At 71.6% G+C, this 14839-nt stretch carries 10 protein-coding genes, 1 tRNA gene and 2 pseudogenes; 6 read left to right on the top strand and 7 right to left on the bottom strand.

Going from position 1 to position 14839, the window contains the following annotated elements; genetic code table 11:
- Positions 1–69: 69 nt before the first annotated feature.
- Both OVA28_RS16230 and OVA28_RS16225 read left to right on the top strand, forming a co-directional pair.
- The gene (locus OVA28_RS16230; RefSeq protein ID WP_268097682.1) at positions 70–1212 is read left to right on the top strand and encodes a DNA polymerase III subunit delta'; all 1143 of its coding nucleotides are present in this window, start codon (positions 70–72) and stop codon (positions 1210–1212) included.
- 131 nt (positions 1213–1343) lie between these two features.
- Positions 1344–1416, top strand: a tRNA-Thr gene (locus OVA28_RS16225).
- Between the two features lie 184 nt (positions 1417–1600).
- On the opposite strand, the gene OVA28_RS16220 is transcribed toward OVA28_RS16225, so the two are convergent.
- Together OVA28_RS16220 and OVA28_RS16215 are read right to left on the bottom strand one after the other, a co-directional pair.
- Entirely contained in the window at positions 1601–2515 is a 915-nt protein-coding gene (locus tag OVA28_RS16220; RefSeq protein WP_268097681.1) for a family 16 glycosylhydrolase, read from the bottom strand.
- A gap of 212 nt (positions 2516–2727) precedes the next feature.
- Positions 2728–4413, bottom strand: a complete 1686-nt coding sequence (locus tag OVA28_RS16215) for an HAD family acid phosphatase (RefSeq protein WP_268097680.1) — start codon at positions 4411–4413, stop codon at positions 2728–2730.
- A 151-nt stretch (positions 4414–4564) separates the two neighbouring features.
- Here OVA28_RS16215 and OVA28_RS16210 point away from each other — a divergent pair, with 151 nt between their 5' ends.
- From OVA28_RS16210 to OVA28_RS16195, 4 genes are all read left to right on the top strand, one after another.
- Positions 4565–5563 carry a Gfo/Idh/MocA family protein gene (locus OVA28_RS16210; protein ID WP_268097679.1) on the top strand — a complete coding sequence of 333 codons (999 nt, stop codon included), beginning with the start codon at positions 4565–4567 and terminating at the stop codon, positions 5561–5563.
- Between the two features lie 73 nt (positions 5564–5636).
- Complete coding sequence (locus OVA28_RS16205) at positions 5637–7133, top strand: D-alanyl-D-alanine carboxypeptidase/D-alanyl-D-alanine-endopeptidase (protein WP_268097678.1); 1497 nt, start codon at positions 5637–5639, stop codon at positions 7131–7133.
- A gap of 23 nt (positions 7134–7156) precedes the next feature.
- Positions 7157–7777 carry an isochorismatase family protein gene (locus tag OVA28_RS16200; RefSeq protein WP_268097677.1) on the top strand — a complete coding sequence of 207 codons (621 nt, stop codon included), beginning with the start codon at positions 7157–7159 and terminating at the stop codon, positions 7775–7777.
- Complete coding sequence (locus tag OVA28_RS16195; RefSeq protein WP_442780805.1) at positions 7774–9276, top strand: NAD-dependent succinate-semialdehyde dehydrogenase; 1503 nt, start codon at positions 7774–7776, stop codon at positions 9274–9276. The genes OVA28_RS16200 and OVA28_RS16195 overlap by 4 nt, the downstream gene beginning before the upstream one ends.
- A gap of 28 nt (positions 9277–9304) precedes the next feature.
- Here the strand turns inward: OVA28_RS16195 and OVA28_RS16190 are convergent.
- From OVA28_RS16190 to ribD, 5 genes and pseudogenes are all read right to left on the bottom strand, one after another.
- Positions 9305–11163, bottom strand: a pseudogene (locus tag OVA28_RS16190) (ABC transporter ATP-binding protein).
- 6 nt (positions 11164–11169) lie between these two features.
- On the bottom strand, positions 11170–11385 hold the full coding sequence (locus OVA28_RS16185; RefSeq protein WP_194662099.1) for a hypothetical protein: 216 nt from the start codon (positions 11383–11385) through the stop codon (positions 11170–11172).
- Positions 11386–11526: 141 nt separating this feature from the next.
- On the bottom strand, positions 11527–12936 hold the full coding sequence (locus OVA28_RS16180) for an MFS transporter (RefSeq protein ID WP_268097676.1): 1410 nt from the start codon (positions 12934–12936) through the stop codon (positions 11527–11529).
- Between the two features lie 184 nt (positions 12937–13120).
- A pseudogene (ribA, locus tag OVA28_RS16175) lies at positions 13121–13744 on the bottom strand (GTP cyclohydrolase II); the annotation flags it as partial.
- Positions 13745–13773: 29 nt separating this feature from the next.
- Complete coding sequence (gene ribD / locus OVA28_RS16170) at positions 13774–14829, bottom strand: bifunctional diaminohydroxyphosphoribosylaminopyrimidine deaminase/5-amino-6-(5-phosphoribosylamino)uracil reductase RibD (protein ID WP_268098230.1); 1056 nt, start codon at positions 14827–14829, stop codon at positions 13774–13776.
- Positions 14830–14839: the final 10 nt, after the last annotated feature.

Below are 14839 nucleotides of genomic sequence, written 5' to 3'. Positions count from 1 at the left end.
GCGCGCCCCGTCGGCCGTTGCTGCCGGGACGCGCGCGGCCCCGTCGGTGGTCGCTGCCAGGATGTCCGCGTGAGCGTGTGGGACGGCCTGACCGGCCAGGACGAAGCGGTCGCCGCGCTCCGCAACGCGGCCGAGTCACCCGACGGCACCGGCGGGATGACCCACTCGTGGTTGATCACCGGCCCCGCGGGGTCCGGCAGGTCCAACGTCGCGACCGCCTTCGCCGCAGCCCTCGTCGGCTCCGGCCCGGACGACGACCACACCCTCCGACAGATCACAGCGCACACGCACCCGGACGTCTCCGTGCTCACCACGCAGCGGGTGATCATCACGATCGACGAGATCCGGCACCTCGTCACGTCGTCGTACTACTCGCCGTCCGTGGGCCGGTGGCGTGTCGTCATCATCGAGGACGCCGACCGCATGACGGAGCGCACGTCCAACCTGCTGCTCAAGGCGCTCGAGGAACCGCCGGAGCGCACCGTGTGGATCCTGTGTGCGCCGAGTGAGGCCGACCTGCTCCCGACCATCCGGTCCCGCGTCCGATCGGTCCGGCTCCGGGTCCCCGACATCGAGTCCGTGGCCGACCTGCTCGTCAGCCGGACGGGTGTCGACCACGCCCTCGCGCTCGACGCGGCACGGCAGGCCCAGAGCCACATCGGCATGGCACAGCGCCTCGCCACCAGCCCAGAGGCCCGGGAGCGTCGGCGCAGGACCCTGCAGACCGTGCTCGGCATCCGGAGCGTCGGGGAGGCCGTCACCGCCGCAGCTGAGCTCCTCGCCGTCGCCGACGAGGACGCCAAGTCCATCACCCTCGAGCGCGACGCAGAGGAGCGTGACGCCGCCCTCCGGTCCCTCGGGGTCGAACCCGGTGGCACGGTCCCGCCGGCGCTCCGGTCGCAGCTCCGCGCCATGGAGGAGGACCAGAAGCGTCGGGCCACCAGAAGCCTCCGCGACGGCCTCGACCGCATCCTGGTCGACGTGTCCTCGCTCTACCGGGACCTCCTGCTCATGGGACTCGGTGCGCCGGGCGAATCGGTGAACCTCGCGATGCAGGCCGAGCTCGACCGTGCCCAGGAGTCGGTCCCGCCGGCGGCGGCGCTCGAGATCCTGGACGCGATCGCTCTGGCGCGTCAGCGGATCGCCGCGAACGTCGCTGCGCTGCTGGCGCTCGAAGCGCTCCTGGTCACCCTGGTGCGCGCGCTGCGCTGACCTCAGCGACCTCAGCGACCTCCGCTGGGACGCATGGGGACCGGGTCCGACGCGCGCGGTGCGCTCGTTTCGCGCTCACCCGTCTGAACCTGTATAGTCGTGACCCGTGCCGCTCCGGTTCCGGAGCGTCCGCCGCCTTAGCTCAGTCGGTAGAGCGATTCACTCGTAATGAATAGGTCGTCGGTTCGATTCCGACAGGCGGCTCCCTCGGAGGCCCCGGTCAGACCGCGTTCACGCGCAGGTCAGACCGGGGTCTTCTCGTGTACTGGCGCGTCACGCGTCACGCGTCACGTCTCACGTGACCGCGGAGGTCGGCGGTGTGCAGAACGCGGCCGTCAGGAGCGCGCGCCCGGAAGCTGGCGTCCCCCGACCCCACCGGGCCGCCGCGTCAGTTCGTGGTGGTGGCGACCCAGTCGATGAGCAGGTGCCCCGGCTGGCCCCAGTTGCCGGTCTGGACCATGTAGCGGTGCGCCGTCGTGGGGACGTTCTGGGTCACCGTGCCGATGAGCTCGCCGTCGAGGTAGTACTTGACGTACTGCCCGGGGACCCAGTCGGTCGTGTAGGTGTGCCAGCCGTGCCACGAGACGTGCGTGTCGATCGACTTGGCCGTGTCCTCGTGTCCGGGGACCATGGAGTGGTGGAAGACCGTCGGGCGCCCGTCGAACTGCCCCTCGGGGTAGTTCAGCTCGCCGTCGCTCCGGACGTTCGACGTCGGCCAGAGCATCACGGCCACGCCGTTGCCGGCGCCGCCGCTGGCCTTCGCGCGGATGCTGAAGGTCCCTCCGACGTGCGACCAGGCATCAGTCGGGGTCCCGAACGTGCCGGCGACACCGTGTGAACCGTCCAGGGCGACGTCCATCACGCCGTCGTGGGCACTCGCGACCAGGCTCGACCAGTACTTGCCTCCGGTGGCGTCGGGGTAGGGCTGCCAGGCGTTCGCGTAGGTGGCAGCGAAGGCACCACCTGCCGACGCGGGCGTGTCGAAGCCCTCGGAGAACGTGGTGCCAGCCGGGGGGACCGTCGTCACGTCAGCAGCAGCCGGGGGCGCCGCCGGACCTGGTTCCGCCGTCGAGGCGGTGACGGGCGGGACGGCGGGCGTGGTCGACTCGTCGACGGGCGCGGACGCTGCAGACCCCGCAGCCGAGGGCTGCTTCGTCGTGGGAGCGGAGGGAGTGGCGCTCTGCACCGAGCTGCCGGCCGTCCCGGGGGCGGGCTCGGAGGAGCCGGCCGGGGCGACGGTCGCGAGGGCCAGCGCCGCCGCACCCGCCGCCACCACCACCACTGTCATCACACGCTTGATCATGGGAACCCCGCGGAACATCTGCCTCAGGGATCTCCAGGGTCCAGATCGTTCTCGTCATCACCTTCGAGTACGCCTCAACGCTAACGACGCGCGTCCGAGGTGTCTGGTCCGGCAGGCAGGTCAGCGCACCCTTTGCGGCTTCCCGCTGACATGACAGTGTGCGACGTGATGGCCGTCCCCAGTCCGGGGGGCAATCTGCGCAGGGTGGCTGCTCACGGCAGGTAGTACGTGGGGTTCGGCAGCTTGACGGACCGGTCGGCCGACCCCCCGAGCAGGTCGCTGAACTGGTCGCCGATGTTCGCCACGACGTCGTGGTGCCCGCCGCTGCGCGACTCGATGTGCGCACGTGTCTGCGACTTGTACTCGACCGTCGTGCACTTGGCGGTGGCGCACTGCACGTACGACGGCTGCTGCGAGGCACCGACACCGGTCCACTTCGTGTAGTACGTCTGCGTGCCACGGCGTTCGGCGGCGAACTGCGGGAAGCCGACCTTCTGCAGGTTGGCGATCGTGGCCGCCTTCTGGTCGTCGTTGCGGCCGGTCAGTCCGATGACGGAGCAGCCGGACCGCTGCGCGACGGCGACGAGGGACGTCATCGACGGGGTGGCCGGGAAGCGCTGGTCCTGGACCCAGACGTCCTGCTCGGCGGGGTTGAACACGAAGTGCATGTCGGCGACCTCCATGTCGTAGGTCCACAGCGTGGTGTCGTCCGCGTCGAGGACCACCGCGGGGTTGCGGTGCTGGTACCGGCCGGCGGCGCACTGGGCGGCGATGACCGGTGCCTGGCGGGCCACGATCGCGCGCATCTCGCGGATGTAGGGGGAGTCGTCCTTGTTCGCGATGCCGGTGCCCGGGTCGCCGTAGTAGGTCGCGATGGTTGACTTCACCGAGTCGATGTTCGGGATGCCCTCACCGCCCTGCGTGGCACCGGAGGAGCCGTCCGGCGCCATCGTGAACCGGGTCCGCGGTGCGAGCCGGGGCTCGGTGACACCCGGCAGGTTCGTCGAGGGCAGGTAGTAGGTCGGGTTGGGGAGCTTCAGGGTGCGGTCGGCGTACCCGCCCTGCAGGTCGCTCCACTGGTCGCCGACGTTCAGCGTGATGTCGTACCCGAGGTCCTGCTCGATGTGCTTGCGAGTCTGGGCCTTGTACTCGACGGTGGTGCACTTGGCGGTCGCGCACTGCACGTAGGACGGCTGCTGGGAGGCGCCGACGCCGGTCCACTTCGTGAAGAAGGTGTCCGGGGTGAAGCCCTGGTACCCGACCTTGGTGAGGTTGGCGACGGTGGCCGCCTTCTGGTCGTCGTTCCGGCCGGTGAGCCCGAAGACCGTGAAGCCCATCCGCGACGCGGTGTTCACGAAGCCCACCATCGACGGGGTGGCCGGGAAGCGCTGGTCCTGCACCCAGACGTCCTGTTCGGTGGGGTCGAACACGAAGTGCATGTCCGCCACCTCCATGTCGTAGGTCCACAGGGTCGTGTCGTCGGCGTCGAGCACGATCGCGGGCTTCTCGCCGCGGCGGACCGCGTGGTCGTGGATCCGCTGCAGCTGCGCCGTCTGCCGGGCGACGATGCCGGCCATCTCGCGGATGTAGGGGGAGTCCGCCTTGTCGGCGATGCCGGTGCCGGGGTCGCCGTAGTAGGTGGCGATGGTCTTCTTGACGGAGTCGATGTTGGGGATGCCCTCGCCGCCCTGCGTCGCACCGGAGGACCCGTCCGGCGCCATCGTGAAGGCGGTCCGCGGTGCGAGTGCGGCGTCGCTCCCGTGGCCGTGCCCGTGGCCGGGTGCGCCCCATCCGTGCGCTGACGCCGGGACGGCGCCGACGACGGTGGACGTGACGACGACAGCTGCTGCCGCCGCGGCGACGGCGAGGAACCGGGAAGGGGACGCGGAACGGCGCATGGGGATCCTGATCTCGAGGTGGCGACCCCTGACCGGGGGACACCCGAGCACGCTAGCTGGCAATCGGCCGTGCAGTCCAGAGCAATCCGCTGCATGTGGAGGGACATGAACAGACCGACAGGTGTGGAGGACCTGCTGGTAGACATGGCACATGACGGTTCGATGGGGAGTCATCGGGACGGGCGGCATCGCCCGGACCTTCGTGGGCGACTGCACCGCGGCGGGGGTGGTGTTCACCGCGGTCGGCAGCCGGACGCAGGAGAGCGCCGACGCCTTCGCCGCCGAGCACGGCATCCCACACGCGCACGGCAGCTACGAGGACCTCGTCGCGGACGACGAGGTCGACGCGGTCTACGTAGCCACGCCGCACTCCCGTCACGCCCAGGACGCCCTGCTGGCCATCGCCGCCGGCAAGCACGTGCTCGTCGAGAAGGCGTTCACCATCACCGCCGACGAGGCCCGCACGGTCGTCGACGCCGCACGACGTGCCGACGTCGCCGTGATGGAGGCGATGTGGACCCGCTTCCTGCCGCAGATGACGATGATCCGCGAGCTCGTCGCCGAGGGACGCATCGGGCGCCCCCGACTCGTGGAGGCCACCCACCACCAGGCGCTCCCGGACGACCCGACGCACCGGCTCAACGACCCCGCACTCGGCGGCGGCGCGATCCTGGACCTCGGCGTCTACCCGATCTCGTTCGCGATCGACGTCCTCGGAGCGCCGACCGCGGTCGCCGCAGCCGGCACCCTCAGCGACCAGGGCGTGGACACACAGATGGGCATCGTGATGACCCACGAGGGCGGGACGCAGTCGACGGTGCACTTCGCGCTCGACGTGCGGAGCCCCAACACGGCGTCGATCATCGGCGAGGACGGGCGGATCGACGTCGACGCGACCTGGTACACCCCGACGACGTGGCGGCTCCGCGACCGGGACGGCGCCGTCGTCGAGGAGTTCGACGGCCGCGAGGAACTGTCCGGGTACGCGCACGAGGTCCGCGCCTTCGAGGCGATGGTCGCGTCCGGCGACCACGAGGGCGGCGCGATGGACCCCGAGGAGACCGTCGTCGTGATGGCCGCCATGGACGAGGCCCGCCGACAGGTCGGCGTCCGCTACGCCGCCGACTCCGCCTCCTCCACCGTCGGCTAGGGCCTCCCGGTCCTCCACAGGTCGGCAGACCCGGCCTGGAGGCTCCTCCCGCACTTCCGTAGGATCGCTTCCGATGTCCGAGCACCAGTCCATCCCCGACCGCCTCCGTGGCGGCCTCTCCGCGATCCGCGGCTCGATCAAGCGGAAGCCGCTGCCGTGGGCGGTGGGTGGACTGGTCGCCGTCGTCGCGATCGGGTCGGGCGGCGCCGTCGCGATCGCGTCGGCTGATGCACCCACCCCTGCGGCCTCGGCCTCGGGGCGCACGACGGCCTCCGCCACGCCGACCCGGACGCCCTCGGCGACGCCGACACCGACACCGACGTCGACGCCGAGCGCCACCCCGACCGTGACGCCGACGCCGACCCCGGCGCAGGCGGCGGCTCCCGCTCGGACCTGCTCGATCGCGGGTGCGGCCTCGGCTCCCGGGCTCGGCACCTTCGAGGGCTTCGTCATGAACGCCACGACGGGGGAGACACTGTTCTCCAGGAGCGGTGACACCCCGGCCCAGACCGGCAGCGTCATGAAGACCCTGACGACCGCGACGGCACTGGCGGTCCTCGGCGGCGGCCACACGATCCCCACCACCGTCACCGACGAGGGCAGCGGCACGATCGCGATCGTCGGCCACGGTGACGCCACCCTGTCGCAGGGCGGCGCCACGGTCTACCCGGGGGCACCCACGCTCGCGCAGCTCGCCCAGCAGGTGAAGGCGCGCCTCGGCGCGACCCCCGTCTCCACGATCGTCACGGACGACACCTACTGGGACGACGCCGACGCCTGGGACCCGACCTGGCCCGTGAGCGAGCGCACGATCGGGTACCAGCCGAAGGTGACCGCGCTCATGGTCGACGGCGACCGCGCGAACCCCGGAGCAGCGACGTCGCCCCGCTCCGAGGACCCGGTCGGACGCGCCGGTGCGGCGTTCCGCACTGCCCTCGCGAACGCCGGTGTCGTCGGTGCGGGGAACGCGCAGCTGGTCAAGCGGGCCACGACGAGCCAGACCACGATCGCGACGGTGTCCTCGCAGCCGGTGTCCACACTCATCGGGCAGATGATCCCGAACTCCGACAACACCCTCGCCGAGATGCTCGCCAGGATCTCCTCGCGGGAGTCCGGCGGCGGTGGGTCCGCCGCGTCGCTCTCCGGCGTGTACCAGCGGGCGCTCGCCACCTACGGGGTCGACCCGGCCGGCATCGTGATCAAGGACGGTTCCGGGGAGAGCGCCGCGAACGCGGTGTCCCCGGCGTTCGTGGCGCACCTCATGGTCCCGGTCGCCGCCGGTGCGAAGGGCCTCGGCACGCTGGCCCAGGTGCTGCCGGTGTCCGGCCAGTCGGGCACGCTCACCAGCCGCTTCACGGGTGCGAACGCCGTCGCCCGCGGGGCTGTGCACGCGAAGACCGGCTGGATCGACAGCGCGAACACCCTCGGCGGGTACATCGACGCCGCGGACGGCACCAAGCTGACCTTCGCCTTCTACGCGATCGGCTCCCCGCGGGCCTCGGCGCTCCCGGCACTCGACGCGGTGACCGCGGCCGCGTACTCCTGCGGGAACCGCCTCACGGGGTCCTGAGCCGACGGGTGTTGGATGGGTCCATGACCAGGGCTCTCCTCGTGGTGGACATGCAGAACGACTTCACCGAGGGCGGTGCGCTCGGCGTCGGCGGCGGCAACGACCTCGCCACCCGCATCACCGCCTTCCTCGCTCGACACGCTGACGAGTACGACCTCATCGTCGGCTCCCGCGACTGGCACGACGCGGACGGCGACAACGGCGGGCACTTCGCCCGCGCGGACGCCCCCGACTTCGAGACGACCTGGCCGGTGCACTGCGTCGCCGGGACGCCTGGTGCCGAGTACCACCCGGACCTCGACACGGCGCCGATCGACGTCCACGTGATGAAGGGGCAGGGCGCACCGGCCTACTCGGCGTTCGAGGGCACGACGGAGTCCGGCCAGGACCTCGTCGACGTGCTGTTCGACCGCCAGGTGCACGAGATCGACATCGTCGGGATCGCCACCGACCACTGCGTGCGCGCCACCGCCGAGGACGGCCTGCGCGCCGGGCTCGACGTCGTGGTGTTCGAGGACCTGGTGGTCGGGGTGGACCCGACCCGCAGTGCCGCCGCACTCGAGGAGATCCGCACCGGCGGCGGCCACGTCGACCGGAGCGACATGGACGAGGGGCTCGCGAACCCCGGAGGAGCACAGCTGTGACCACGAACGACACGACCACCACCACGACCGTCGCCGACGAGCACGTCCACGTCGAGGACGTCCCCACGGGCCTGCTCATCGGCGGCAGCTGGCGCCCCGCGACCGGCGGACGCACCATCGCCGTGCAGGACCCCTCGACGGGCGCCGTCCTGGCCGAGGTCGCCGACGCCACCCCCGAGGACGGCATCGCCGCGCTCGACGCCGCCGTCGCCGCGCAGGACGCCTGGGCCGCCACCGCCCCCCGGGAACGCTCCGACGTCCTCCGCCGGACGTTCGACCTGGTGCACGAGCACACCGACGACCTCGCGGCGCTGATGACCCTGGAGATGGGCAAGCCCCTCGCCGAGTCCCGGGGCGAGGTCGTCTACGGCGCCGAGTTCCTCCGCTGGTTCTCCGAGGAGGCCGTCCGCATCGGCGGTGACTACCGCACCAACCCCGAGGGCACCGGTCGCGGCATCGTGCTGAAGCGCCCCGTCGGCCCCGTCTACGCGATCACGCCGTGGAACTTCCCGCTGGCGATGGCGACCAGGAAGATCGCCCCGGCGCTCGCCGCCGGGTGCACGGTCGTCATCAAGCCCGCCGACCTGACGCCGCTGACCACGCTGTTCCTCGCGGAGCTGTTCCGTCGGGCAGGGCTGCCGGACGGTGTCCTCAACGTGGTGACGTCCTCGGACGCCAAGGAGCTCTCGGCGCCGATCATCGCCGACCGCCGGCTGCGCAAGCTCACCTTCACCGGGTCGACGCCCGTCGGCTCGGCGCTCCTCAAGCAGGCGGCCGACAACGTCCTCCGCACGAGCATGGAGCTCGGCGGCAACGCCCCGCTGCTCGTGTTCGACGACGCCGACCTCGACACCGCCGTCACGTCCGCGATGCAGGCGAAGTTCCGCAACGTCGGAGAGGCCTGCACCGCCGCCAACCGCTTCTTCGTGCAGGACGGCATCGCCGACGCGTTCCTCGCGGCCCTCACGGCGAAGGTGGAGGCGCTCCGCATCGGCCGGGGCTCGGAGGACGGCACCACCATCGGGCCGCTCATCGACGGCCGTGCGGTCGACAAGGCCGCTGCACTCGTCGACGACGCCGTGGAGCGCGGGGCCCGGCTCGTCGTCGGCGGCGAGCGGGTCGACCGTCAGGGGACGTTCTACGGGCCGACCGTCCTCGACGACGTGCAGCCCGGGTCCGACATCCTGACGACCGAGATCTTCGGACCGGTCGTGGCGATCACCCGGTTCCACACCGAGGACGAGGGCATCCGGCTCGCGAACGACACCGAGTACGGCCTCGTCGCCTACGCCTACACGTCCGACTTCGCCCGCGGGCAGCGGTTGGCCGAGCGGCTGGAGACGGGCATGCTCGGGCTGAACACCGGGGTGGTGTCGAACGCCGCGTTCCCCTTCGGCGGCGTCAAGGCCTCCGGGATCGGGCGCGAGGGCTCGCACGAGGGCATCGAGGAGTACCTCGAGACCGTGTACGTCCTGACACCAGACCCCTTCGCGCGCTAGTCGACCCCGACGGCGGCGATCGACCCCGCTAGACCAGGAGCTGGTGCTTCGCCAGGTCCCGGTACAGCGGGGTCGACTCGACGAGCTCCGAGTGCGTCCCGACACCCACGACCCGGCCGTGCTCGAGCACGACGATGACGTCCGAGTCCACGACCGTGGACAGGCGGTGCGCGATCACGAGCAGGGTGCGGTCCTCGGCGACGGCGTCGATGGCCAGGCGCATCTTCTGCTCGTTCACGCCGTCGAGCGAGGACGTCGACTCGTCGAGCAGCAGGATCGGGGGAGCGGCCAACAGGGCGCGGGCGATCGCCAGGCGCTGGCGTTCACCACCCGACAGCATCACGCCGTCCTCACCGACCTGGGCGTCGAGCCCTCGGGCGTCACGGTGCAGGACCTCGCCGAGGTTGACGGCCTCGAGCACGCGGACGCAGTCCTGCTCCGACGCGGTCGGTGACCCGAGCAGCAGGTTGGCCCGGATGGTGCCGGCGAGCACGGGAGCGTCCTGCTCGACGTACCCGATCTGTGCGCGGAGCTCGTCGCGGTCCAGCCCGCGGACGTCGATCCCACCCAGGCGAATGACGCCGTCGGTCGGGTCGTAGAAGCGCTCGATGAGGGCGAGGGTCGTGGACTTGCCCGCGCCAGAGGGGCCGACGAGGGCGACCCGCGATCCGCGCGGCACGCGGAAGGAGACGTCGTGCAGCACCGCCTGCTCGTCGTCGTCGGCCTCGGTGTCCTGAGTGCGGCCTCCTGGCTGGTCGGCACGGTCGCCGGACGCGACCGCGCCGTCGGGACCGCTCGCGTCGGCGGAGCGGGCGTACCGGAACGACACGTGTTCGAAGGTGATGGCGTCGTCGGTGGCGACCGCTGCGGCGGGCCGGACGGCGGCGTCGTCCTGGTCCTCGGTCGGCAGGTGCAGGATCTCCTCGATCCGGCCGAGCGCGCCGAGGGCCTGAGCGACGGCGACCGCTGCCCCCATGGCCTGCCCGAGCGGCATGATCATCATGAAGAGCAGCAGGATGAAGGTGATGAGCGTGGCGATGGTGATCGTGCCCGCGGCGACCTGGGCCCCGCCGACGCCGAGGACGGCGATGAATGCCACCTGCATCACGATGCTCGCGACGGGGACGACGAACGCCGACATCTTCGCGATGTCGAGGCCGCGGCGGTAGGCCTCGGTCGCGTGGGTGTCGACCTCGGTGACCTCACGCTCCGTGGCACCGGCGGCGCGGATGGTGCGCACGGCGCCGATGCCGCGCTCGACGGCTGCGGTGAGGTCGCCGACCTTCTCCTGGGCGCACGCTTCGACGCGACGCGGATGCGCCGGCTGAGACCGCCGACCACGACGATGGCGACGAGGACGATGGCGAGGGTGATGCCCAGCAGCAGCGGGTCGATGATCGCCATCGCGATGATCGCGCCGATGAAGGTGAGCGAGCCGCCGATCGACTCGATGAGGCCCTGGGTCAGGACGGCCCGCAGCAGGGTGGTGTCGCTGCCGACACGGGACACGAGGTCGCCCGTGCGGCGCGTGTCGAACTCGGAGATGGGCAGGTTCAGGATGCGCGCGATGAGCTTGCGGCGGGTGGAGAGCACGACGCCCTCACCGGCGCGCTGCAGCAGGAAGTGCTGGATGCCGTTGAGCAGTCCGGCCACGATGACGAGCCCGACCAGCAGCCACACGAGCATGCTCAGCGTGTTGCCGTGCTGCACCGCGGTGATCACCTGGTTCACCAGCAGCGGCTGCGCCAGGGACGCGCCCGCTCCGAGGATGCTCAGCACGATGATGACGACCATCGCCGGCTTGTTCTCGAACAGGTAGGACAGCAGACGTCCGAACGTGGCACGGGGGCCGTCGGTCGTCTTCGGGCGGGCGAAGGGGAGGCTCATCGTGTCCTAGTTTCTGCCGTACTTCTTGTGCACTGCCTGGCGACTGACGCCGAGGAGCGTCGCGATCTCCTGCCACGAGGCACCGGCGACGCGGGCGCGGCGGGCGGCGAGCTCCTCGGTGCGGTCGAGTTCCCGGCGGAGGTCGCGGACGCTGGCGAGCGCGGAGAAGGGGTCGTCCCCTGATGCTCCCGCTGCGAGGTGCGTGATCGTCGGCCGGTCCATGCCTGTCAACCTACATTGACGCGCCGACATCCGTCAACCTGGGTTGACACCTGCGACCTGCGACCTGCGACCTGCGCCCGGACGGACGGGAGGCCCGGTGCCAGCTGGCACCGGGCCTCCCGTCCGCGCAGGTGGTCGCGACTACCGCGTGCGCTCGGGGGAGGTGACGCCGGCGCGGGCCGCGTCGGCCTCTCCGAAGTCGCTGCCGCGGGTCTCGCGGACGAGCAGCAGCGCGACGAGGGTGACCACGGCCGCGATGGTCAGGTAGAGCCCGACGAGGAAGATGTTGCCGTCCGGCTTCCACAGCGCCAGGGCGATCGTCGGCGCCAGCGAGGCACCGAGGATCGAGGCGATGTTGTAGGCCAGCGCGGAGCCCGTGTACCGGACGTTCGCGGGGAACAGCTCCGGCAGCAGCGCGCCCATCGGCCCGAACGTCAGGCCCATCAGGGACAGACCGACGATGAGGAACGTCACGACGGTGACCGGGCCGTGCGACGCCGCGAACCAGAACTGGAACGTCAGGCCGAACAGCGCGATCCCGATGGTCGTCGGGATGAGCGTGCGACGACGTCCGAACCGGTCGGCGAGCATCCCGGCGATCGGGGTGAAGATGCCGAAGAACACGACGCCGATCATGAGCAGCGTGAGGAACTCCCCGCGGGAGTACCCGAGGCCGACCTTCGGCACGAGCGCCGAGGCGGTGGCGCCGGTGGTGCCGTACGACAGCGTGAACGTGGTCATGAAGTAGAAGAGCACGTACGTGGCGACCATGCCGAAGGTGCCGACGATGACGGCCGTCCACGAGGTGCGGAACACGCGGCCCAGCGGGATCTTCGCGACGGTGCCGGACTCCTGCACGCCGCGGAACACGGTCGACTCGACCAGGCGGAAGCGGACGTACAGACCGACGAGCACGAGCACGGCGGAGAGCAGGAACGGCAGGCGCCAGCCCCACGCCTGGAAGTCGGGGTTGGGGGTGCCGTCGGCGCCGGCGGGCATCGCGGCGTTGATCGCGATGAACAGGCCGTTGGCGAGCAGGAACCCGATCGGGGCGCCGAGCTGGGGCATCGAGCCGAAGACACCGCGCTTGCCGGCGGGCGCGTTCTCCGTCGCGAGCAGTGCCGCGCCGGACCACTCGCCGCCGAGGCCGACGCCCTGGGCGAAGCGCATCACCGCGAGGAGCACGGGCGCCCAGATGCCGATCGAGTCGAACGTCGGCAGGCAGCCGATGAGGAACGTCGCCGTGCCCATCACGAGCAGCGAGGCGACGAGGGTGGTCTTGCGGCCGATGCGGTCACCGAAGTGGCCGAAGATGATCGACCCGACCGGACGGGCGAAGAACGCCAGCGCGAAGGTCACGAACGAGGACAGCTGCGACGCGGTCGGGTCCTCGTTCGGGAAGAAGAGCGTCGGGAAGACGAGGACCGCGGCCGTCGCGTAGACGTAGAAGTCGTAGAACTCGATCGACGTGCCGATGAGGCTCGCGACGACGACCCGGGACCGCGGGTTCGTCTTCTGGGTGGGGGCAGGTGCAGCCGATGTGGCGGGCATGGTCGTTCTCCGTGCAGAGCGCCCGGACCGGGCGCGGCTGTGCCGAACGGCGGACACCGTGTGGGCCGCGTGGTGGGCGGTGACCGACGGGTGCGCTCGGGAGGTGGTGGACCGCTCGTGACGGAACGACCAGTCTATGTCCGCCGCCACCGACCTGCGAATCCGCCCCACGACGGGCGAGCGGTCAGTTGTGTGCGCCGGCCTCGAGGTGCGCGGGGAGCTGGTGGCCCATCCGGTCGCGCTTGGTGTCGAGGTAGCCGGCGTTCTGCGCGGAGATGCCGACGACGAGCGGCACGAGGCCGTCGACCGTGATGCCGTGCTCCTCGAGCTGCCGACGCTTCTCCGGGTTGTTCGACAGGAGCCGGACGCGGCCGATCCCGAGCTCGGTGAGGATGCCGGCGGCTCCGCCGTAGGCGCGGGAGTCGGCGGGCAGGCCGAGCGCGAGGTTGGCGTCGAGGGTGTCGAGGCCGTCCTCCTGCAGGCGGTAGGCCTTGAGCTTGTTCACCAGGCCGATGCCACGGCCCTCGTGCCCACGGAGGTAGACGACCACGCCGCCCTCGGCCGCGATGGTGTCGAGCGCGGCGTCGAGCTGGGGGCCGCACTCGCACTTCAGCGAGCCGAAGGCCTCGCCGGTCAGGCACTCGGAGTGCACGCGCACCAGGGCGCCGTCGGTCGGGGCGGAGCCGTCCGGGAGCGCGCCGATGATCGCGACGTGCTCCGCTCCGGTCACCAGGTCGTGGTAGGCGCGCATCTCGAACGTGCCGTGGGTCGTCGGCACCTTCGTCGCGACCTCGAACCGGACCGGACTGCCCGGGGTGGGAGATGTCAGGGCGTCGGTCATGTGGTGCTCCGGTCGGTACGGGCCCCGTCGTCTGCGTGCCGTCCGGGCTGCCGCTGTGTGGCCGCGGGGATCGGTCGTGCACGCACCAGCAGGTCGGGGCCGAGGCTGGTGGTCGATAGTACGTCCAACCGCAGACGTTCCTGCATGCTTCCCACGCCGATGTCCCCGAGGGCGACCCGGGGTCCGCCGAGCAGCACGGGGGCGACGTAGGCCAGCACCTCGTCGACGAGTCCTGCGGCGATGAACGCCGACGCGACGGTGGGGCCGCCCTCGACGAAGACGGTGCGGATGCCCTCGGCGGCGAGGGCCTGGAGCGCCCGGTGCGGGTCGTGTCCGGGGAGCTGCAGGAACCCGCGCGGGTGGCGGCGGACGGCGGCGTCGGCCGGGACGTCGCGGTCGCCGAGCACCACCGCGAGCGGCTGGTCGGCGAGGAGCTCGCCGGCGTCACCGCGGGCGGTCAGGGACGCGTCGTCGGCGAGGACGGTGCCGGTGCCGACGAGGATCGCGTCGTGGGCGGCGCGCTGCTCGTGCACGTGCTGCCGCGCGGCGGCGCCGGTGATCCACCTGCTCGACCCGTCGGCTGCCGCTGCCCGGCCGTCGAGACTCGACGCCCACTTCACGGTCACCCACGGACGACCCAGACGGACCGACGTGAGCCACCGCTCGAGGAACGCGGTCGCCTGGTCGGCGAGGACGCCGGAGACCACGTCGACCCCGGCGGCACGGAGACGGTCGGCACCGCCGTGCACCGCCGGCCCCGGGTCGTCGATGGCGTAGACGACCCGGGCGACGTCGGCCTCGATGAGCGCGACGGAGCACGGGCCGGTGCGACCGACGTGGTCGCAGGGTTCGAGGGTGACGACGACTGTCGCCCCGCGCTGCTGCTCCGGCGTGAGCTGCGAGAGGGCGTCGACCTCGGCGTGCGCGGTGCCGGCGCCACGGTGGTGGCCCTCGGCGATGGTGGTGCCGTCGGGGGCGAGCACGACGGCGCCGACGCGGGCGTGGTCGCCGAGCGCGGGACCGAGCGCGGCGAGCTCGAGCGCCCGGCGCATGGCCCGCACC

The sequence above is a fragment of the Curtobacterium sp. SL109 genome (assembly GCF_026672405.1).
Lineage (GTDB): Bacteria > Actinomycetota > Actinomycetes > Actinomycetales > Microbacteriaceae > Curtobacterium.
This window is presented reverse-complemented; position numbering and strand designations above follow the sequence as displayed.

What these genes read in the sequence shown, in the direction of transcription:
- OVA28_RS16220 (WP_268097681.1), bottom strand. Translation starts at nt 2,515, where the DNA reads ATGATCAAGCGTGTGATGACAGTGGTGGTGGTGGCGGCGGGTGCGGCG.
- OVA28_RS16210 (WP_268097679.1), top strand. Translation starts at nt 4,565, where the DNA reads ATGACGGTTCGATGGGGAGTCATCGGGACGGGCGGCATCGCCCGGACC.
- OVA28_RS16200 (WP_268097677.1), top strand. Translation starts at nt 7,157, where the DNA reads ATGACCAGGGCTCTCCTCGTGGTGGACATGCAGAACGACTTCACCGAG.
- OVA28_RS16215 (WP_268097680.1), bottom strand. Translation starts at nt 4,413, where the DNA reads ATGCGCCGTTCCGCGTCCCCTTCCCGGTTCCTCGCCGTCGCCGCGGCG.
- OVA28_RS16205 (WP_268097678.1), top strand. Translation starts at nt 5,637, where the DNA reads ATGTCCGAGCACCAGTCCATCCCCGACCGCCTCCGTGGCGGCCTCTCC.
- ribD (WP_268098230.1), bottom strand. Translation starts at nt 14,829, where the DNA reads ATGCGCCGGGCGCTCGAGCTCGCCGCGCTCGGTCCCGCGCTCGGCGAC.
- OVA28_RS16180 (WP_268097676.1), bottom strand. Translation starts at nt 12,936, where the DNA reads ATGCCCGCCACATCGGCTGCACCTGCCCCCACCCAGAAGACGAACCCG.
- OVA28_RS16185 (WP_194662099.1), bottom strand. Translation starts at nt 11,385, where the DNA reads ATGGACCGGCCGACGATCACGCACCTCGCAGCGGGAGCATCAGGGGAC.